This is a genomic window from Polyangium jinanense (genome assembly GCF_028435265.1).
In the GTDB taxonomy this organism is placed as follows: Bacteria; Myxococcota_A; Polyangia; order Polyangiales; family Polyangiaceae; genus Polyangium; species Polyangium jinanense.
Genome location: NZ_JAGTJK010000002.1, coordinates 888,496 through 908,088, shown reverse-complemented (window position 1 = coordinate 908,088; position 19,593 = coordinate 888,496). Strand labels below are relative to the sequence as shown.

General features: G+C 70.5%; 18 protein-coding genes. 11 read left to right on the top strand and 7 right to left on the bottom strand.

Translation table 11 applies throughout. The annotated features are described in order from the left end of the window. Window positions 1-25 precede the first annotated feature (25 nt). The 5 genes from KEG38_RS08160 to KEG38_RS08140 all read left to right on the top strand — a co-directional run bounded on the left by KEG38_RS08160 (window position 26) and on the right by KEG38_RS08140 (window position 5,227). The gene (locus KEG38_RS08160) at window positions 26-1,399 is read left to right on the top strand and encodes a class I SAM-dependent RNA methyltransferase (RefSeq protein ID WP_272418525.1); all 1,374 of its coding nucleotides are present in this window, start codon (window positions 26-28) and stop codon (window positions 1,397-1,399) included. A gap of 28 nt (window positions 1,400-1,427) precedes the next feature. Next, window positions 1,428-1,622 (top strand): hypothetical protein, encoded by a 195-nt coding sequence (locus KEG38_RS08155; RefSeq protein ID WP_272418524.1) that lies wholly within the window; start codon window positions 1,428-1,430, stop codon window positions 1,620-1,622. Then, entirely contained in the window at window positions 1,619-2,509 is an 891-nt protein-coding gene (gene tilS, locus KEG38_RS08150; protein ID WP_272418523.1) for a tRNA lysidine(34) synthetase TilS, read from the top strand. The genes KEG38_RS08155 and tilS overlap by 4 nt, the downstream gene beginning before the upstream one ends. A 148-nt stretch (window positions 2,510-2,657) precedes the next feature. Then, a complete protein-coding gene (gene ftsH, locus KEG38_RS08145) occupies window positions 2,658-4,601 on the top strand; it encodes an ATP-dependent zinc metalloprotease FtsH (protein WP_272418522.1) in 1,944 nt (647 codons plus the stop codon). Next, a complete protein-coding gene (locus KEG38_RS08140; protein WP_272418521.1) occupies window positions 4,598-5,227 on the top strand; it encodes a YcbK family protein in 630 nt (209 codons plus the stop codon). Before ftsH ends, KEG38_RS08140 begins: the two co-directional genes overlap by 4 nt. Here the strand turns inward: KEG38_RS08140 and KEG38_RS08135 are convergent. From KEG38_RS08135 to KEG38_RS08125, 3 genes are read right to left on the bottom strand one after another with little or no spacing between them, the layout of a single operon-like run. Beyond that, window positions 5,224-6,732, bottom strand: coding sequence for an alginate export family protein (locus tag KEG38_RS08135; RefSeq protein ID WP_272418520.1), 1,509 nt, complete (start codon window positions 6,730-6,732; stop codon window positions 5,224-5,226). The two genes, KEG38_RS08140 and KEG38_RS08135, sit on opposite strands and share 4 nt — an antisense overlap. A 1-nt stretch (window position 6,733) precedes the next feature. Further along, window positions 6,734-7,525, bottom strand: a complete 792-nt coding sequence (locus KEG38_RS08130; protein WP_272418519.1) for a hypothetical protein — start codon at window positions 7,523-7,525, stop codon at window positions 6,734-6,736. Then, entirely contained in the window at window positions 7,522-10,323 is a 2,802-nt protein-coding gene (locus KEG38_RS08125) for a GYF domain-containing protein (protein ID WP_272418518.1), read from the bottom strand. The genes KEG38_RS08130 and KEG38_RS08125 overlap by 4 nt, the downstream gene beginning before the upstream one ends. Before the next feature lie 147 nt (window positions 10,324-10,470). Here KEG38_RS08125 and KEG38_RS08120 point away from each other — a divergent pair, with 147 nt between their 5' ends. Beyond that, entirely contained in the window at window positions 10,471-11,160 is a 690-nt protein-coding gene (locus KEG38_RS08120) for a ComF family protein (RefSeq protein WP_272418517.1), read from the top strand. On the opposite strand, the gene KEG38_RS08115 is transcribed toward KEG38_RS08120, so the two are convergent. After that, the gene (locus KEG38_RS08115) at window positions 11,157-13,727 is read right to left on the bottom strand and encodes a serine/threonine protein kinase (RefSeq protein ID WP_372518161.1); all 2,571 of its coding nucleotides are present in this window, start codon (window positions 13,725-13,727) and stop codon (window positions 11,157-11,159) included. The genes KEG38_RS08120 and KEG38_RS08115 overlap by 4 nt on opposite strands. Before the next feature lie 125 nt (window positions 13,728-13,852). Between KEG38_RS08115 and KEG38_RS08110 the strand changes: the two genes are divergently transcribed. The 3 genes from KEG38_RS08110 (at window position 13,853) to KEG38_RS08100 (ending at window position 16,129) form a co-directional block, all read left to right on the top strand. Beyond that, window positions 13,853-14,941: a polysaccharide deacetylase family protein gene (locus KEG38_RS08110; RefSeq protein WP_272418515.1), complete on the top strand. Its 1,089-nt coding sequence runs from the start codon at window positions 13,853-13,855 to the stop codon at window positions 14,939-14,941. 168 nt (window positions 14,942-15,109) lie between these two features. Then, the gene (locus tag KEG38_RS08105; RefSeq protein WP_272418514.1) at window positions 15,110-15,811 is read left to right on the top strand and encodes a hypothetical protein; all 702 of its coding nucleotides are present in this window, start codon (window positions 15,110-15,112) and stop codon (window positions 15,809-15,811) included. Between the two features lie 27 nt (window positions 15,812-15,838). Further along, a complete protein-coding gene (locus KEG38_RS08100; protein WP_272418513.1) occupies window positions 15,839-16,129 on the top strand; it encodes a hypothetical protein in 291 nt (96 codons plus the stop codon). Window positions 16,130-16,131: 2 nt separating this feature from the next. On the opposite strand, the gene KEG38_RS08095 is transcribed toward KEG38_RS08100, so the two are convergent. Both KEG38_RS08095 and KEG38_RS08090 read right to left on the bottom strand, forming a co-directional pair. Beyond that, entirely contained in the window at window positions 16,132-17,250 is a 1,119-nt protein-coding gene (locus KEG38_RS08095; RefSeq protein WP_272418512.1) for a HupE/UreJ family protein, read from the bottom strand. A gap of 65 nt (window positions 17,251-17,315) precedes the next feature. Then, entirely contained in the window at window positions 17,316-17,522 is a 207-nt protein-coding gene (locus KEG38_RS08090; protein ID WP_272418511.1) for a hypothetical protein, read from the bottom strand. A 196-nt stretch (window positions 17,523-17,718) separates the two neighbouring features. Here KEG38_RS08090 and KEG38_RS08085 point away from each other — a divergent pair, with 196 nt between their 5' ends. Beyond that, window positions 17,719-17,841, top strand: a complete 123-nt coding sequence (locus KEG38_RS08085) for a hypothetical protein (protein WP_272418510.1) — start codon at window positions 17,719-17,721, stop codon at window positions 17,839-17,841. A 17-nt stretch (window positions 17,842-17,858) separates the two neighbouring features. Here the strand turns inward: KEG38_RS08085 and KEG38_RS08080 are convergent, their stop codons facing one another. After that, window positions 17,859-18,452 (bottom strand): hypothetical protein, encoded by a 594-nt coding sequence (locus KEG38_RS08080; RefSeq protein WP_272418509.1) that lies wholly within the window; start codon window positions 18,450-18,452, stop codon window positions 17,859-17,861. Window positions 18,453-18,533: 81 nt separating this feature from the next. Here KEG38_RS08080 and KEG38_RS08075 point away from each other — a divergent pair, with 81 nt between their 5' ends. After that, complete coding sequence (locus tag KEG38_RS08075) at window positions 18,534-19,349, top strand: hypothetical protein (RefSeq protein ID WP_272418508.1); 816 nt, start codon at window positions 18,534-18,536, stop codon at window positions 19,347-19,349. Window positions 19,350-19,593 lie beyond the last annotated feature (244 nt).

The following is a 19,593-nucleotide window of genomic DNA, read 5'->3' as shown; positions in this document are numbered from 1 at the left end:
GTTCGTCGTGACGTAGTCTCCCTCGATGCCGCAAGGAACGCGTCCCGCTGGAAAGCCGGACCGCAGGGACAAACCGTCGAGGCCGAAGCAAGCGCCTCGCCCGGAGATCCTGCACATCGAGAACCTCGCCGCAGGTGGAGCGGGCGTGGCTCGACTCGCCGATCGCACGGCCGTGTTCGTGCCGGGCACGGCGCCGGGCGAGCGCGTGGAGGCCGAGGTCGACAGGAACACGCGCCCCGCGCGAGGGCGGCTCCTGCGGGTGATCGAGGCGAGCCCCGATCGCGTGGAGCCCGCGTGCCTGTATGCGGATGCATGCGGCGGCTGCGACTTCATGCATCTGTCGCAGCACGCGCAGGAAACGGCGCACGCGGAAATCGTGCGGAGCGCGGTCGCGCACGCGACGGGCGAGACGCCGCCCGCGATCCAGGTGCACAGCGCGCCCGAGCCGCTCGGCTATCGCACGCGCGCGCGGCTCTACGTGCGCGGCGAGCGAGGGCGGGTGCGGATCGGGTATCGCGCGCCGGGCTCGCACGCGCTCGTCGCGACACCGGCTTGTATCGTGCTCGCGCCGTCGATCGCGGGCGCGCTCGACGAGATCCCGACCGTGCTCGCGGGTTCGTCGGGCGAAGGCGACGTGCAGATCGCGCGAGGCGCGGGCGGGCGGCTCGTCGTCGATGCCACGTGGCGCGGCGAGATCGCGCCTGCGGCGTGGGCGGCGCTCGATCGACGCGTCGCGGAGGGCGCGTGGGCCGGCGCGCGTGTACGCATGGAAGGCGCGAAGACGCCGGCCGTGTTCGGGGATCCGCGGCCGGTGCTCGAAGGCGCGGACGGCGCGCCGCTCGTCGTCGCGGCGGGATCGTTCGCGCAGAGCTCGGATCGTGGCGCAACGCTGCTCGCGCGTCGCGCCGCGGAGCTCGCTCGCGCGGAGGTGGACGCGCCGCGGGAAGGCGCGGACGAAAAGGCGAACGGGCACGTGCTCGAGCTTTTCGCGGGCAGCGGCACGCTCTCGATCCTGCTCGCGCGTGGAGCCGCGTCGTTCGTCGCGGTCGAGTCGGACGAGGGAGCTGCGCGTTCGGCGCGGGAAAACCTTGCGGCGCGGGATCTTCCGGGCAAGGTCGTCGTCGCGGACGCGGACGCTTACCCGATTCCGCCGCGCGTCGAGGTCGTCGTGCTCGATCCGCCGCGCGCTGGCGCGGAGGGCGCGACGGCTGCGATCGCGGCCTCGCGCGTGCATCGGGTCGTCTACGTCGCGTGTGATCCGGCCACGCTCGCGCGTGACCTCGGCGTGCTCGTGCGCGCGGGTTTCGAGCTCACGCACCTCGAGACGGTCGAGCTCTTCCCGCAGACGAGCCACGTCGAGACCGTGGCCCGCCTCGTGCGTCGTCGCGGCGCGCGCTGAGCGCTCGCGTGCGCTACGCTCTCGCCGGATGATCCACCGCGTCGACGAACGGCTCCGGCAGGAGGCGCGCCGCTTTCGCCTCGTGTTCACGTGCGGCGACTGCGCGCAGTACGATCCGGAAGCCGATCGTTGCTCGCTCGGATACCCGCACGTGATGCACCAAGAGCCCGATCTCGACGCGCGTGACGAGGTCGTCTTCTGCAAGGCCTTCGAGCTCCGTTGACCAAGTCCTCGCACCCGCCTTCGTTACGGCGCCTCGCCGAGCGCACGATCCGCGACGAAGCGCTCTTCGATCGCGGCGATCGCGTGCTCGTCGCCTGCTCGGGCGGCCCCGACTCGACGGCGCTCCTGCACGTGCTCGCGCTGCTCCGACGCACGATCGGCCACGAGGTGATCGGGCACGGCGTCGACCATGGATTGCGCCCCGAAGCGGCAAACGAGCTCGCGCTCGCGGCCGAGCTCGCGGACAAGCTCGGTGTTCCTTTCGAGGTGACGCGTCTCGAGGTCGAGCCCGGGGGCAACCTCCAGGCGCGGGCGCGTGAAGCGCGTCATCGGGCGTTGCAGGACGCTGCAGCGCGGCGTGGCGCCGCCGTGATCGCCACGGGACACACGGCCGACGACAAGGCCGAGACCGTGCTCCTTCGCTTGTTACGCGGCGCGGGGCCGCGTGGTCTCGCCGTGCTCGAACCGCGCGCGCCTGCGCCCGTGCCGCCGAGCAGCGGCGAAAGCCCGCGAGACCTCGTGCGTCCGCTCGTCTGCGCGCGCCGGTCCGACGTCCTGCTCCACCTCGATCGCCACGCGATCGCCCACGCCCGCGACCCTTCGAACCTCGACCCTCGCTTCACGCGTGTCCGGGTGCGCCGCGAGCTGATCCCGCTCTTGGAGGAGCTTTCACCACGGATCATCGACCATCTCTGTGCCCTCGCGGACATGCTGCACGACGTCTGTCCCGCGGAGGACCCGATGAGCGGGCTCGGCCGGGCACAACGGACGACGATCGAGCGAGCGCAGAAAAAGGGCTCTCGGATTGTGAAGATTCGTATGAAGGGAGGGCGGGAGCTCGACGTGACCTTCCCAGCGGGGAAGATCGTCCTTAACGAAAAGAAATGATCGAGCCGCGTCCTTCCCGAATGGACGGCGCGGCTTGGCTTCCATCGACGGGCATGCCACCGCGTGGCATGCTGGTGCAAAGAAGCGTTACATTTGGACGCAGTCTGCTCGTCCCGAGGAGATCGGGTCGGGCAACCCGAGGATCCTCGTGAAGCAATCGCACAAGACGCTCCTGCTTTGGGTCCTGCTGATCATGATGTTCCTCGTGATCTGGCAGTTCCTGAGCCCAGATCGCCCGCCCGCAACGCAGGTCTCGTTCAGCGAGTTCATGAGCCAGGTTCGGGCCGATCGAGAGAAGGACCCGCACGTCGACTCCGTCTCGATCAAGGATCGTGAATACACGTTCTGGGTGAAGGACCCGAAGAGCAACTCGAAGGTCAAAAAGGTCACGATCGGCCCGGACAACGCCGACGAGATCACGAAGACGCTGGTCGACAACAAGGTCGCCGTCACCTTCGAGAAGGAGGACGCCTCGCCATTCTGGTCGGGCGCGCTCGTGACCATCCTGCCGATGGTCTTCCTCCTCGTCATGTTTTACCTGTTCATGCGGCAGCTCCAGGCGGGCGGCGGCAAGGCGATGAGCTTCGGCAAATCGCGCGCGCGGCTGCTCTCGGAGTCGCAGAACAAGGTGACGTTCGCCGACGTCGCCGGCATCGACGAGGCGAAGGACGAGCTCGAAGAGATCATCGCGTTCCTCAAGGATCCGAAGAAGTTCCAGAAGCTCGGCGGCCGCATCCCCAAGGGCGTGCTCATGATGGGCCCGCCCGGCACGGGCAAGACGCTGCTCGCGAAGGCGATCGCGGGCGAGGCGGGCGTGCCGTTCTTCTCGATCTCGGGCTCGGACTTCGTCGAGATGTTCGTGGGCGTCGGCGCGAGCCGCGTGCGCGATCTCTTCGAGCAGGGCAAGAAGCACGCGCCCTGCATCATCTTCATCGACGAGATCGATGCCGTCGGCCGGCACCGCGGCGCGGGCCTCGGCGGCGGGCACGACGAGCGTGAGCAGACGCTGAACCAGCTCCTCGTCGAGATGGACGGCTTCGAGTCGAACGAGGGCGTGATCATCATCGCCGCGACGAACCGGCCGGACGTCCTCGATCCCGCGATCCTGCGGCCCGGACGCTTCGATCGGCGCATCGTGGTGAACCGCCCCGACGTGCGCGGCCGCGAGGGCATCCTCCGCGTGCACACGAAGAAGGTGCCGCTCGGTCCGGACGTCGACCTCGACATCATCGCCCGCGGCACGCCCGGGTTCGTCGGGGCCGACCTCGAGAACCTCGTCAACGAGGCCGCGCTGCTCGCCGCGCGTCAGGACAAGGACCTCGTCTCGATGGTCGACTTCGAGATGGCCAAGGACAAGGTCCTCATGGGCACCGAGCGTCGCAGCATGGTGATCAGCGAGGAGGAGCGGAAGACGACGGCGTGGCACGAAGCCGGTCACGCGCTCGTGGCGAAGCTGCTCGAGAAGAACGCCGACCCCGTGCACAAGGTGACGATCATCCCGCGCGGCCCGGCGCTCGGCATCACGCAGCAGCTCCCGAAGGAAGACCGCCTGAGCATGTCGCGCGACTTCGCGAAGGCGCGCCTGGCGGTGCTGATGGGCGGCCGCGTCGCCGAGGAGATCGTGTTCGGTCAGTTCACGACGGGCGCGGGCAACGACATCAAGCAAGCGTCGAACCTCGCGCGCCGCATGGTGACCGAGTTCGGCATGAGCGACGTCATCGGCCCGATCTCGTACGCCGCGAACGAGGAGAGCGTGTTCCTCGGCCGCGACTTCACGAGCCAGCGCCGCGACTACTCGGAGACGGTCGCGAATCAGATCGACGACGAGGTCCGCAAGTTCGTGTTCGACGGCCACGCCGAGGCGCGCCGCCTGCTCGAGGAGCACCGCGAGGCGCTCGACAAGCTGGCGAACGCGCTGCTCGAGCGCGAGACGCTCGACGCCGAGGAGGTCGACGCGATCGTGGCCGGGCGCGAGCTGCCCGAGCGGCAGAAGGTCGTCATCCCGACCTACGCCGACCGCGAGCGCGCCGCGAAGGAGAAGCGCCGCGCGGCGAGCATCTTCGGCGCGCCGAAGCCCGCTCCGAGCACGTGAAAAGCAGGGCGATCCCGGCCCTCGTCGCCGCGGCGTTCGCCCTGCCCGTCCCCTCCCCGCTCTCCGAAGCTCCCCTTCCTCCCCCACGCAGAAGCACCGCCGCCTCCGTGATCGACGCGGCGGCGGCGCTTGCGCCATCGAGCGATCCAAGCCCCGCCGATCCCGCGGCGAACGCCGCTCACGCGAAGAAGCCGCTCGCGACGATCGTGCACGGTCACACGCAAGAGACGCTCGCGCTCACCGAAGACGAACCCACGATCGAGCGCTTCTCCACGTTCCTCGCGGATCACGGATACGAGCAGGAGACACGGATCGATCCGCGGCTGCTCGATCTTCTTCGTACGATCGCGAAGAAACACGAGGGCACACGGATCGAGATCGTGAGCGGCTACCGGAGCCCCAAGCGCAACGAGGTGATGCGCAAGAAGGGCCGGCACGTGGCGTCGCACAGCCAGCACACGCTCGGCATGGCGATCGATTTCCGCGTCGACGGGCTCTCCGTGCCGGAGCTCGCTGCCGAGATCCTGCAGGCGAAGTGGCAAGGCGGGCTCGGCACCTACGCGGGGAGGCGCGACAGGTTCGTCCACGTCGACACGGGGCCGAAGCGGCGCTGGAGCGGGTTTTAAGGAGCGCGCAGCACGGCCTGGAGATAGGCGAAGTGCTGCATCTCGGGGCGGCCGCGGCTCGATGCTTCGAGGATGTTCTGCGCGCCCTCGCCGGTCAGGAAGAGGCCGTAGGAGGCCTCGATCGCGAGCGGATCCCAAACACGCAGGCCGAAGGTCGCGTCGATCTGGTGGCCAAGGATGTGCGACTCGTTGGTGGCCGAGGCGCCGATCGGAATCAGCGACGCGCTCGTCCAGCGGCCCTTCGGCTCGGCGAGGCCAACGAAGCGGTAGCCGAGGTTCATCGAGAACACGTCGGTCGGGCGCGCCGCAATGTCGGCGCCGGCTTCGATCACGTTCGACCACGCGTAGAGGCCCATGCGGCCGTGCATCGGGCGCTCCTCGGGGAGGATCGGATCGAAGCGCGTCTGCACGGCGAGCGTGTCGGTGCTGCCGTTGTCGCCGGATGCGTACGCGCCCGCCGCGCCGAACGTGAGGTGCCACGGAAGCGCCGTCTCCCACGTGACGCGCGCGGCGCCCGCGAAGGCGCGGAGATCGCGATTCGCGCCGAAGCTCGAGATGCGGCCGAGCTCGTACGCGCCTTCGACGGCGTACCGCACGCCGCGGTAGTCGCCCGAGAAACGCGCGTCGAACACGTACGTGTCGCTCGGCGTGAGATCGAGCGCGGCGGGCGGGCGGACGATCCGCGCGAGCGCCGTGACGTCGATCGCGAGCAGCGGGAAGATGCGGAAGATCGCGTGCGCGCCGTAGAGCTGGCTGCCCGTCTGGGGGCGGACCGTCGTGGGCACCGTGGTGTCCGTGTCACCCGCCGATCCCGAGCCGGCCGTCCCGCCCGCCGCCCCGACGGTGCCGAGCCCCCCGAAGGGCGAGGAGCCGATGAGCGCGGCGAGCAGCTCGACATCGATGTTCTTCCAGGACAAACCGAGCCGCGCGGCGTCGAGCGCTCGCGGTCGCTGCGTGAAATCGCTCTCGCCGACGAGGCGCCCGTCGCCCCACACGACGCGCTGGCGGCCGAGGCGGAACCACACGCGCCGGTTCTTGCGGTGCACGTCGAGGTACGCCTCGAAGAGGCCGAGACCCGTGCCGAGCTGGCTGCTTTGCAGCACGCCGCTTCCCGGCGCGCCCGCGATCGGCCGCGCGTCCTGCAGCACGATCGCCGCCGTCACCGGGCCGCGATCCACGGCGAGCCCGAGCCGCGCGCGGCTCGTCGCGGCCCACTGCGACGTGTAGATCGGCGTCATGTACGTCGGCGCGTTGAAGCGCGGCGGCAGGTTCGTTCCGTACGCGTCTTCGAGCACCGCCCCGCGCGTGAAGTTCACGCCGCCGATGTCGAACGGATCGGTGCGGAATTCGCCGCGCACGCGGAGCTCGAACGACGGGCGGAAGGTGAAGGATCCGACGGGGATCGACTCGGGCAGGGGCGTCGCCTGCGCCTCTGCGGAGGGGCTCGCGAACGAGAGCGCGAGCGCAGCCGCCGCGGCGAATACGGAAGGATTCGGTCTCGTCATGTCAGGGCTCGAAATCGTCGCTCGGCTTGGGCTTCGGCGCCGGCGATCCTCCCGCGGGCGCGGCGCCGCCGCCACCACCGCCGCCGGGCCGCGGACGCGGATTCTTGCCGGTGAACTTCGCGAGCGCCGCGTCGGCCCCGCCGGTCTCCAGCGCCATCGCCAGGCCCACGACGAACGACGACGCGAGCCCCGCCTCCGTCGTCGCGCGTCCACGCAGATCGGCGAGCACGATCCGCGCGCCCTCGAGCTCGCGCGGGGCGTCGCCCGACTTCGCCGCGGGCGTCGTGGAAAGCTCCGTTCGTTTCGTGTCGAGGAAACGCGCGCGTTGTTCGAGCTCGCCCATGCGCCGCGCCACGTCGAGCGACGCCTTCACGGACTGCTCCACGGCCTTCGCGAGCGCCTCGGGATCCTCGCTCGTCTTGCCACGCTTCTGCACGAGCACGATGAGCTTCGCGTCGGGCGTGAGCTCGAGGTGCAGCGCCGTGCCCGCCTCGTCGAGCGTCTTCGCCTTCTTCGCGGCCGCTTCGAGCGCCTCGCTCGCTTCCGCCGTCTCCGCGAGGCCGAGGGCCTTCACGAGCTCGACGCGCGCGGCCTTGCGATCGCCCTCGGCGCGATCGACCTCGCCACGCAGCGCGACGACGGATTTGAAGAAGTCGTCGAGCGCGGCTTCCTTCGTGGTGATCGCCTTGCCTTGCTCGATCTGCGACAGCGACGGCCCGCAAGCGGGAAGCGAGGACAGGCTCGCAGCCACGACGAAGGCCCACGCGAACGATCGCCTCGACGACAGTCTCATCCGCACTGGAGCACGCCTCCCCAAAGCTCGTAACTCGACTTGCCCCTCTGGAGGAAGACCGTGGTCACGTACGCGCCGGCGACGGCGGCCATGCCCTGACCGAAGTTGCCCGCGGGCGGCGAGAGCGCGATCGGATCACCCACGGGAACGAAGTCCGGGCCGAGCGTCTGCGCACGCACGGCGCGCGCGCCCGCCGATCCCTCGGTCCAGATGAGCACCCATCGCCCATCGGGCAAGCCCGCGATCCCGGGCGCGAACGCGTCGCCGCCAGGGCCTCCGGCCGGCAGTTCGATCACCTGGGTCGACGACGGGATCGCGCCCGCCTGTGCGTGGCCGAGCCGGATCTTCCACGGGCTCCCTTCGGTCTCGCGATCGGCGAAGAGGATCGCGACCTCGCGGCCGTTCCATCCGCTCATGGGCTTACCGACCTGCCCGCCGGAGCCCGCGACCTTCACGAGCTCGCCGATGGGCTTGTGATCCGGGCCGATGAAGCCGCCCATGACGGCGCCGTCGCGACGGAACGAGAGCGCGTAGCCCTTGTCGTCGGTGATCACCACGCGCGCGGCGTCGAGCGGATCCGATCCCGCGATCGGCCAGAGCGACTGCGGCGCGGCGTCGACACGATCGGCCGTCGCGAGGTTGCCTTCGGCGACGCCCAGGAAAAACGGCGTGGACGCGGGCACCTGCACGATCGACTTCAGCGTGCCCGACGACTCCTTCGCGGCGACGAAGTAGCCCTTGTCGGTGCCGGTTGGCGCGACGCGATCGATCTCGCCGCTGACCTTCTCGACGAACCCTTCGTTCACCTGGCCGCTCGACGGCGTGACCTCGATGCCGACGGCCTCGTCCGAGCTCTTCGCGTAGCCGATCGAGATGTTGCCCGAGGGGAGCGGCAAGAGCTCGAAGGGGATCTTGTTCGAGACGACGGGCGCCCAGCGCACGGGCTGCTTCGCCACCCAGCAAGGCTTCGGCGGTTGCGGCAAGGCGTCGCGGATCGCGCGGACCGTGTTCGCCAGAACCGCGCGCGCGCCGCCGCCGGCCACCGTCGGCTTGACCGAGCAACGACCCACGAAGAAGGCCGAGATCACCATCATCACGAGCAAGCCGCTGCTCGTGGCGATCACCTTGATCGGCAGCGTGCTCGACGCTTGCTCGGGCTTGACCGCACGCATGCCGTCCGACGTCGCGTCGAGCGCGGCACGTCCACGCGGCGTCTCCGCGTACGTGTACGGTGGCGGGCTCGGGGCCACGGGCGGGCTCTCTTCGACCGCCGACGGCAAGGTGCGAACCTCTTCGGACGAACCCCGCGCGGACGCTTCTTTTTCGGGCAGCGGCGCGGTCGAGGGATCGACGAGCAAGCTGTCGATCCGGATCGTCCGCGTGACCTCGTGCGGAAGCTTCACCGCGCCGGCCATCGACGGGCCGGTGTATCCGCCGGACGCGGCAGGGTAGGCGCCCGAGGTGAAGTCGGGCGGCAAGATCGCGGTCGTGCTCGGCTCGCGTGGAGGCGGCGCCGGAGGCAGCTCGTCGACGCGGGAGGGCGCCGTCACGGGCGCGAGCTCGGGTGACGACGGGACGAGGGGCGGCGGCGGCTCGGTCGGGGCAAGCGGCGGAGGCGCGGCCGCGGCGGGCGGCTCGGCCGAAGGCGCGGTCGGCGCTTGCGCGACCGGCGGATCGACCGGCGCGGGAGGCGGCGGCGTGCTCGGCGAGAGTTTTGCGGTCGACGTGGTCGACGTGCCCGGAGCCGCGCCGGCGCGTGGCACCGGGGCAGGCTTGAGCAGCGCCGACGGCTTCAGGATCGCCGAGGGCTTGTCCGCGCCCTTGTCCGCGACCGGCCGCGGGATCGTCGGCGACACCGCGGGCTTCGCGGCCGCGTCCGTCGTGGGCTTCGTGAGGACCTTCGACGGCGCGCGCATCGGGCTCGGACCCACCGTCGAGTACTCGGACGTCTTGGGGCCAAGGGGCTTCGGCGCGGGGCCGATCGACGTGTTCTCCGCGCTGGCCTTCCCACGCGGGCCCTCAGCGGGCTTGGCGGGCGCGGCGATCGGCGGCGGTCGGCTCGATCGAGACGTCGCGGCAGGCGGCTTCGCGGGGCTCTCCGCCGCGCGAGGTGCGATCATCGCAGGCTTCGGCAGCGCTGCGGCCGTGGTCTCTTTCGGCGGCTTTGCAGCAGGCGGAGCGAGATCCCCGACGTTCGTCGTCTCGTCGTCGTTGACGTCGCCCCAGAGCTCGTCGACTGCACTCGCGCTCGTCGCCGGACGCTTCGGGGCCGGCTCGGCGACAGGAGGTGGCAGAGGGCCCGCGGGCGGGGGCGGTCGAACGACGGCCGGTGGCTCGGGGGATGCGGTCGGGCCTCGGGGAACGGCGGCTTCGAACGCCGCGCCGCCGTACTCGGGTCGCAGCGTGATCGGCGCGGCGCCCGGGGGTGCGGCTTCCGTGCCTGCGCCCGAGGGCACGACGATCGGCACGCCCTGGGCGCCGTTCTGTGGCGCGGCCGGGCCCGGGATTCCGAGCAGTGTGCCCATCTGCCCGCGCTTCTCGGGCAGCGACCCGCCGAAGCGATGCGGCGCGACGATGGCGGGCTCGTGCAGCGGAGCGATCAGCTCCTGCGCGGTGGGCGTGACGTCGGCGAACGCGGGCACCGTGAAGGCGGGGACCCACTCTTCCATGCCCTCGCGCCAGACGAGGACGGACGGCGGGAGCACACGGGTCGCGATGGCTTCCCGCAGCTCGTCAGTTCGCACGAGCCGCTGCACGCCTTGCTCGTCGGTCCAGCGCCACTCGTCACGGCCGGTCAAGCGGGCCTCCGCGTGGAGCAGGTCGTGCGCAGATCGAGTTCGTGTCGGGCGAGCACCTCGCGCGAATCGTACAGCGACCCCTGCGACGTTGCGCGGAATTTCGTTCGCCGCGACGCAACTCGGGGCCTTTGGCTTCGATGTTCGGGCATGCCCCTCTTGCGTCCCTTCGTTCTCGCGTTCCTGGCCGCGCGTGCGATCGCCCGCGCCCTGCTCGACACCCTCAGCCCTCCGGCCTGCGCGGCCTGCGATGCGCCCGTGCGCCGCGACCGCGTCTTTTGCCAGCCGTGCGCGGCGACCGTCGTCCGAACCGCGAACACGCCCGACGAGCCGCTCGCGTTCGCCGCGTTCGGAGGCGCCCTCGCGGCCGCGCTGAAGCGGTTCAAGTACGGGGAGCGGCCCGATCTCGGGCGCCCGCTCGGCCATCTCCTGCGCGGGCTCGTGCGGGAGGAGGCGCCTGTCGTGGACCTCGTGATCCCCGTACCGCTACATCCGCGAAGGCTCGCGGAGCGCGGCTACAACCAGGCGGCGCTGCTCGCGCATGCAGCCGCCGACGAGCTCGGCGTGCCTCTCGCGGCGCGCGCGCTCGTGCGGCTTCGGAACACGCCGCAGCAGGCGACCCTCGGACGCGCCGAGCGACGCACGAACGTCGCGCGAGCGTTCGTCGTGCGAGCCCCACGAGCCGTACGAGGTCGCAGAATCCTCCTCGTCGACGACGTCGCCACCACGGGAGCCACGTTCTCGGCCTGCCGCGATGCGCTCGTCGAGGCGGGCGCGCGCGACGTGATCACCTTCTGCCTCGCCCGCACGGGCGAACCTTCCCCCGCGGCTCCCGCTTAACGCTTCTTCTTCCGCGGCACCTGCGGCGGCGGCCTGCCAGGAACGACCTCGATCCGGAGCATTTCCTGGCAAGGCACGAGCACCGTCTCCCCTGCCGAGAGCCACTCCGGATAGCGCCCTTCGGCCGAGCTCGACACGCGCACGAACTTGCTGCCGCACGGCGCCTGGAACGTCTCGTTCGTGCGGCCGAGCTTCTTTCCGCTCACGTACACGTTTCCCTCCGAGGGAAACACCACCGTCAAGAGCCCGTATCCCGCGGGAGGCGGCGAGGGCGCGGTGGACGGCGGCGCGACGGCGGAGTCGGACGGCTGGGTCTCGGGCGTCGAAAGCGGAGGCTTGGCCGAGGTCGACGCCGAGGCGCCGGCGTTCGGATTCGCGTCCGGATCCGAGCCGCCCGTGAGCATCACGACGGCCCCCGCGGTGATCAACGCGACCGCGCCTCCTGCGATCGCAAGCGCAAGCGGCGGCGGTCGCTTCTTTCGACTGGCGGGTTGCGCCGGTGCGAGCGCGGGCTCGGCAGCGGGTGCGGCTGGGGGCGCGGAGGCGGAGACGGCCGCAGGAGCCGCAGGAGGCGCGGACTTGGAAACGGCCCCCGGCGCGGACGGCGCCGCCGGCGTCCCAAACCGAGGCAACCCCGGAGGTGCGCCCATCGGTGGCGCCACGGGCGGCGCGGCCATCGGCGGCGGCACCGGCGGCGCGGCCATCGGCGGCGGCTTCGGCGCGGCCGGCGGCACGGGCGGCGGCGCGAACGCCGGCAACGCAGGCGGCGCCGCGGGCGTCGGCTCCGGCAGCTTCGGCAGCGCCATCACCGTGTCCGCGAGCTCCAGCCGCTTGCCCCCCACCTTCCCTGCGGCCGCCGGATCGAGCACCTCCGGCAGCGTCGGCGGCACGGCCTTGGGCGCACCTGCACCCAGATCGGCCGGCGCAGCGTCGACTTTCCCCGCTCCGGGCGTGAGCGGGGGAGGAACGGGCGCGACCCTCCCCGCTCCGGGCGTGAGCTTGGAAGGACCGGGGACGACTTTGTCCGCGCTGCCCGCGATTTTCGGCCCCGGCGGGACGACCTTCTCCGTCCCGGTCAGCACCTTCGCCGGTCCAGGCATGACCTTGCCCGATCCGAGCGTGGGCGGACCTGGTGGAGGCGTCACCCTGTCTTTTCGCGCCGTGACCTGATCGGGTTCGGTGATCGCCAGCGCGGCCTTCTCCCGCTCCTCCGCGGAAAACCCCATCGCCGCCAGGCTGATGCCCGAGCGCGACGTCGCGTCCTCGAAGAGCTGGTCGAACAGCTCCTCGTCCGGCACCGACTCCTTCCACTCGCTCTCGGGCACCACGGCCCCGAGCGGCGCCGCGATCGTCGGCTTCGACGGCCCTCGCGCCGCGCCCGCCGGGGTCTGCGCCGGCCGCACCGTGGGCGCCTCCGGCTGCACATCCGCCTCGGCCTCGACCACCGCGAGCGGCAGCTTCGGCGGACCCGGCACGCGCTCGGCGAGGGCCCGCAAGAGCGGGTACACCGAGGCCGGCCCATCACCGCCGTCCCCGGGTCGTTCCGACAAACGCCCCGGCGGCCGCGAAGGCGGCGCCGACAGCCTCTGCTTGCTCGACGGCGGCGGCTTCGCGGGCCGCACCGACTCGAGCGGCAACCGCCGCCGCGGAACGTCCCCTTCGGTCGCCTTCGACCGCGGCCCCTTGAGCGGCGCGACCTTCTCTTCGAGGTCCTTCTGCCCCTCCTCGATCCCCCGCGCCTTGTTCAGGACCCGCTCGAGCTCCTGGCACGACACCTTGCGTTTGTCCGGGGACGGCTCCAGCGCCGCGTCGATCGCGTTCGTCAGCTCCTTCGGCAGATCCGACCGCAGCACGGCGAGCGGCATCGGCCTCGTGCCCACCTCGGGCGGCTTCGTCCCCGCGTAGAGCGACCAGAGCAGGACCCCGAGCCCGTACACGTCCGCCTTTGGCGTCACGCGTTCGCCGCGCGCCTGCTCCGGCGCCATGAACCCCGGCGCGCCCTTGATCACGAACGCCACCGTGTCCGGGCTCCGCCCGAGGATCTTCCCGAGCCCGAACCCCGTCAGCCGCACCTGACCGTCCCACCCGATCAGCACGTTCTCTGGGTGCATCGTCCGGTGAATCACGGGCGTCGGCGTCCCCTCCTCGTCCTTCGCCGCGTGCGCGTGCGCGAGCGCGCCGCCGAGCGCGCGGCCGATGAACGCGATGGTCCGGTCGTCGAGCTTCGACTTCTGCCGCCCGAGCACGTCCTGCAGCCGATCGAGCGTCACGCCTTCCACGTGCTCGAGCACCAGCACGAGGTGCTTATCGTGCTCGAAGAAGTCGAACATCCGCTGGATCGACGGGTGGTTCAGCACCGCGCAGATCGCCGCCTCGCGCACGAGCTCCTCGGCGAAGTGCGCGTCGCCCTCGATCGTGTTCCGGACGAGCTTCAGCGTGCAGAGCCGCGAGAAGCCCATCGGGCCTTCCATGCGTCCGACGTACACGTCCGCCGAGCCCACTCCGGACAACCTTCGGAGCACTTTGTACGCCCCGATACGCTCGGGAACGGGCTCACTCGGGAACATTGGCGCGATCATACCGGAGCCGAGTCGTCTTCCCCAAATCGCAGGCACGCTGTCGGCGGATCCTGTCCGCCCGCGCAGGTCCCACACCGCTACAGACGGAAAAATCGGGCCAAACGAGCACAACCGTGGGGCACGGGCACTTCGCAGAAAGTGTGCTGAACTACATCACCTCGATGTACCTCGACCCCGTGCGCCCCACGGCGTGGCCTTCCAAGCGTGCGCGGCTCGCGCGTGCGCTCGACACGCTGGGAATCTTGGACCGGCTGCTCTCCATGCGGACGAAGCTCGCCACGCGATCGCTCATGGTGCTCACGTACCATCGGATCGCCGACGCCGCGGCCGTGGGGGAGCTCGACGCCGACGTGCGCGAGACCGACGCGCGCGGGCTCGCCGAGCAGATCAAGGTGGTGAAGCAGCACGGCGCGTTCGTGTCGCTGCCCGACGTGCGGCGCTTCCTCCGGGGCGGGCCGCTGCCCGCGAACGCCGTGATGCTGGCCTTCGACGACGGCTATCGCGATTGCCATGACGTCGCGCTGCCCATTCTGAAGAAAGCCGGCGCGACCGCGACGTTCTTCGTCCCCACGGCCTTCCCCGACGCGGGGCGCATGTTCTGGTGGGATCGCATCGCGCTGCTCCTCCGGCGCTGCCAGAAGCGCACGCTCGTGCTCACGTATCCGCGCCCGATCGTGCTCGACCTCGGGCGTGATCCCGCCGCCGCCAAGCGCTTCTTGCTCGGGCTCGTCAAGCGCACGCCGGGACTCGATCTCGCGCGCTTCTTCGAGGAGCTCTCGCGCGCCGTCGACGTCACGCTCGACCCCGCGGAGGAGCGTTCGATCGCGACGCGCACCATCATGAGCTTCCGCGAGGTCCGGGCGCTCGCGGACGCCGGGATGAGCGTCGCCTCGCATTCGCACGAGCACCGCGTGATCGCCACGATGACGCCCGACGAAGCGCTCTCCGATCTCGGACGATCGCGCCGCGTGCTCTCCGACGTGCTCGAAGAGGACGTGCGCACCGTGGCGTATCCCGTGGGCCATCAGGTGCAGGGGCCGTTCCTGCGTGTCGCTCGCGACGCGGGCTTCGACCTCGGCTTCACGAACGCGACGGGCTTCTGCATGCGCGACCGAGCGGACCCGCTCAACGTCCCGCGGATCGCGATGGGCCCCGAGTTCGAAGGACCGCTCTTCAAAGCGCTGATGATCGCGCGGCCTTGAGGTTTTTTTCGACGCTCGGGGGCTACGCTCGGACACGCCGAGCTACGCCCCCGAACCCCCTTGCAGCCCGGACGTCCTCTCGAAAGCGGCTCCGATCTGCCCATCACCGAGGCCCGTTGTTTGCCCCCTCTCGTCCGTGGGCTTCCGCCCGGGAAGGTCAGGTGGCTCGTGTCACGCAAACTCCGTCGTCGCTCCCTCGGCGCTCTCCTGCTTTCGCTCGCCACGGCCTCCGCCGCCTTCGCGGCGGCCGGTTGTGGAGCCGCGCCGAAGGGAAACCGGGCCGCCCGCTCGGCGAATCCGAACATCGTGAAGGTCGCGGGAACCACCGAAGATCCGGCCGTCGTGGAAGCGGCCGACGAACGAGCCGCGCAGCGCGTCTGGTGCGAGTACCTCGAAGCGCTCTACCACCGCGCCACGGGCGACAAGGAGCGCTGGCCGAGCCGGGACGAGTGCATCGAGGCGAAGACGATGGCGTCGCCGGAGATGCTACGGCGCACGGCGAGCTGCTCGCGTGCCGCGCTCGACAAGTTCGACGGCGACCCGTTCACGAGCGCCTACGCGGCCGAGGTGAGCCGCTGCGGCTCGTCCGCGCTCGACGCGGTGGAGGTGAAGGTCGAGGAGATCACGCCGTACGTCACGGCGATCTGCGGGCGCATGGCCCGTTGCGGCGAGGCCACGTACGACGAGTGCCGGGGCGAGCTCGGCAATGGCCTCGCGCCGCACCTCGAGCGCGCTGTCGGCGCGATGAACCGGCGCGGCCGCATGGCGTTCGAGGTTTGCCTGAAAAACCTCTCGTGCGGCGATGTCGGCTCGCAGGTCGTGAGTTGCCTCGAACCCATCATGGAAGGCCTGCTCTGGCTGCCTGGTTGATGCGGACCTGGGTTATGCTGAGCGGGTATGGGTAAAAACGTCATCGTGTCGGAGGAGACGCTCCGGGATCTCCTGGAGGCGCACGCATCTCTTTCGGCCTGGTATTACGAGCTCTCGGCCGCGCTCGCGACGGCCGGGGCCTCGGCGCGGTCGCCCGACGACACCTCCCGCGCGGCGTTCGTCGAGGGGATCGGCAAGATGTTCCCCGAGGTCGCGCAGGTCGCCGCCTCGATCCGCGTGCCCCGCCCCTTCGTCCCGCCCCCGCCGCGCGTCTCGATTCCGGTCCCCGCCCTGGTCCCGGACGATCAAAAGCGCTGACGTCAGCCGTCCGCGTCCACGATTCGCAGGACAAACCACACGAGCCCGAGCGCGGCAATGCCGAGGCTCAGGATCTTCACGCCGCGCTTCTCCAACCATTTGCGCTTCTGCGCCGTGACGAGCAGCGGCAGCACGACCGCGAGCACGGCGAGCTGCCCGGCCTCGACGCCCAGGTTGAACGCGAGCAGCGCCCCCGGAATCTGCGGCCGCGGGAGCGCAATTTCCCCGAGCGCACCTGCGAACCCAAAGCCGTGCACGAGGCCAAACGGAAACGTGATGCGAAAGCGGTTCTCGGCGTCCTTCACGAACTGGTTCTCGACCCCGACGTACGCGACGGAGAGCGCGATGATCGGCTCCACGATCCGCCCACTCGGCGCCCAGATCCCGAGCACGGCGAGCCCGAGCGTGATCGAATGCGCCACCGTGAACGCCGTGACGACGAGCAAGAGCGCGCGCAGACGGCCGCCGACGAGCACGAGGCCGAAGAGGAAAACGAGGTGGTCGTAGCCGAACAGGATGTGCTCGATGCCCATCCGGAAAAAGCCGAAGAAGCCTTCGCTTTCGTGCTTGGCTTTTGGCGCCGCCGGGGCCTCGCCGCCCCCGGGCAAACCCGCGATCCCGATCTCGCGATTCGCGCCGAAGAGCACGTGCTCGGTGGGCCCTGTGCCCACGTCCGCGCGCGCGATGTGGCGGTGGCCGTAGGGGAGATCGTCGAGCACGTCGAGGCGCACGCGCACGGCTCGCGGAGACGCGGGGCATCGGTACACGATGCGCACGGAAAAACCGTCCTCTTCCACGAGGAACGCGTCGTCGAGCGTCCCTGGACAAACGCCCTCGCCAGCGCGTACGGAGACGCGATCAACCACCGCGCGGCCGAGCGCCTCGCGTGCGTGCTGGATCTCGGTCGGTGAAATCGCGCCGTCGCCGTTCTCGTCCATGCTCCGGACGAGCGAGAGCACCTCACGCCGCGCGAAGACGAGCTCCGCGGTGATCGTGGCCCCGTCGATCTTGTATTCGCCCCGGGACAAACCCACCTGATGGGCCGACGCGACCCGCGGCAGGAGCAAAACGAGCGCGCCGAGGAGCGTGATCAGCACGGCGAAGAGGGCGCGAGATCGCACGCGCTAACCTCCCTCGCCGAGGAGCTTCTTCGCCTCGGCCACGTCGGCCGCATCGAAGTGCGGGTTCATGGCGAGCGCCTCGCGCACGAGCTTCTCGCCTTCTTTGGCGCGAGCGCCTCGTCGTGGTCCTTGTCCTTCGACGCGAGGAACGCCGCGAGCGCCTTGTTGCAGGCGGGGATCACGAGGACGAGCAGGGCTGCGCGGCAACGCTTGCTCGGGGTTCGGGAGATACGCTCGCTCGGGGGCACGATGGCTTCACGCGCTACGCGCAACGGGCCTCTCCGGCCCCGCGAAAACGTATCAAAAAAACGCCTTGCTGGGCGGCGACCGTGTCTGCGATGCGATGACCACGCATGAGGCCCGCTTACCTTCTGCCCATCGTTTTCGGCTTGTTCAGCGGCTGCACGTGCGGGAAGGACGCGGGCCGAGAGGCCGCACCGTCAGCGAGCACGACGCTCCCCGCGGCGTGTGACGGCCTCGTGCGGCGTGGTCGCCGCGGACAAACCTTGCCGATCGTCGCTCGAATGCGGCCACGGGCTCCGCTGCCTCGGCGTGGGCCCCACGGACATGGGCAAGCGCAGCATGTTGTGACGAACGAACGGGCTAGCTCAACGCCACTGCAGCATGTCCGCCTCCAACTGCGGCGGCGGCGTCGAGGGCTTCGGCGGCGGCGCGTCCTTGCCCGTGTACGGATCCTTCGCGTCGAGCGGGCGCAACAGCGAAATCTGCACCTTCCCCCCGCGCACCGTCACCTTCACCTGCCCCGAATCGAGCAGCGCTTGCACCTTGCGCACCGCGGCCGCTCGCTCCTCGGCCGAGCCTTGCTCCGACGCGCGCCGGGCCGCCGCGGCGTCGCCCTCGGGCGGCACGTCCGTCGCGTGGATGCGCGACACCATGCCCTCGACGCGGGCGAGCCGGGCGGCCATCTCGGCGATCCGCTGGTCGCGCTCGTCGTCCTTGTCCCTCCGCGCGTCGCGGCCATAGCTCGCTTGCGCCAGGGCCATCACCATGGCCATCTGCTGCGTGAACGCGGCTTGCCGCTCCTCCAGCACGCGAATCTGCGTCTCCCGCGCGGCGGACTCCCGCCGCACGGCATCGATCTCGGCGAGCGCCCTGTCCTCTCGCCCCGGATCGACGCACCCGGCCCCGAAGGCGCCGAGCCACGTGATAACAAAGCACCTTGTCACCCAGCGACTGGCCATGCCCACCTCCACGAAACTTCATCGTATCCCGACCCTCCCGCGGGTGAAACGCCCGTCGCTCCCGGCTGCTAGGGTCCTCCCATGAGCGGAGGCATGTCGGGCGGCCATTTCCTGGGTTTTTACGTCGCCGTGCTCGGGCTCATGGCGCTCGTCGTGGCCCTCGACCGCCCGCGGGTCGCCGCGCGCCTCGGAAATCGCAGGCTCCCCGTTGGTCTCGCCGGGATCGTGCTTCTCGTCGCGCTCGCCTTCTTCGGCAGCGGCAGCCGCCGAATCACCCTGCGCCCGGCCGTCGGACCGAGCAGCGGCCTGCCCGCGCGCCTCACGCAGGCGCACGTCGACGCGGCGCTCGCGAGGGCCACGTCGCCCGCGTTCGTCGCGTATGTCGCGGCCGTCTGCATCCTCCCGCCGCTCGACCACCCCGAGCGGCTCGGCGCGCGTTTGTCCGCGCGGCACATCTCCGGCTTCGACCTTCCGAACGAGGGCATTCGTGTCTCGCCGCCGCCGAAGATCGGCGACCCCTGGATCCTCGTCTCGTACGACGACACCGAAAATGCCGTGCTCGCGGCCTTCGACGGGGGCGAGGGCATGCGTCGCATGCAAGTCGTGCAGTGCCTCGCGATGGACGTATTGCCCGAGCTCGTCGTGATCGAGGCGCTCCGTGCGGCGCCCACGGACGCGGAGAAAATCGAAATTCTCCGCGGACAAACCCTCACCGTGCCCCGGACGGCCGAATTCCTGGCCCGCGCGCTCGACGACATCGCGGCGAGCGCCTCGCCCGCGCTGAAGGACGTGATCGCCGCGAAGCGCGCCTACGTGCAGAAATACCTCGACGACCCGACGATGCGAGGTTTGCCCCCGGGCACACGCCTCTCGCTTCCCGAGTTTTCCCCCAAATAGCGGAAAGCCCCGCCGAGGCAGGGCTTTCCATGACAATTGATTTCGATCGAGAAACGGCAAGGGGGAGTCCCGTCACGGCGATGGGGCACAAGAGGCGGAAATGCCTCGTTTCCCTCATGCTTCCTCCTTCAATGGGCCTCCCCACCCAGCCGTCACGCTTGCAGCTCGTGCCACATTCGATGAAGTGGGTGGCACGGACCTCGACGCGCGCGAAGGATGCGTGGCCCTTATCGGGGTTCGCGGG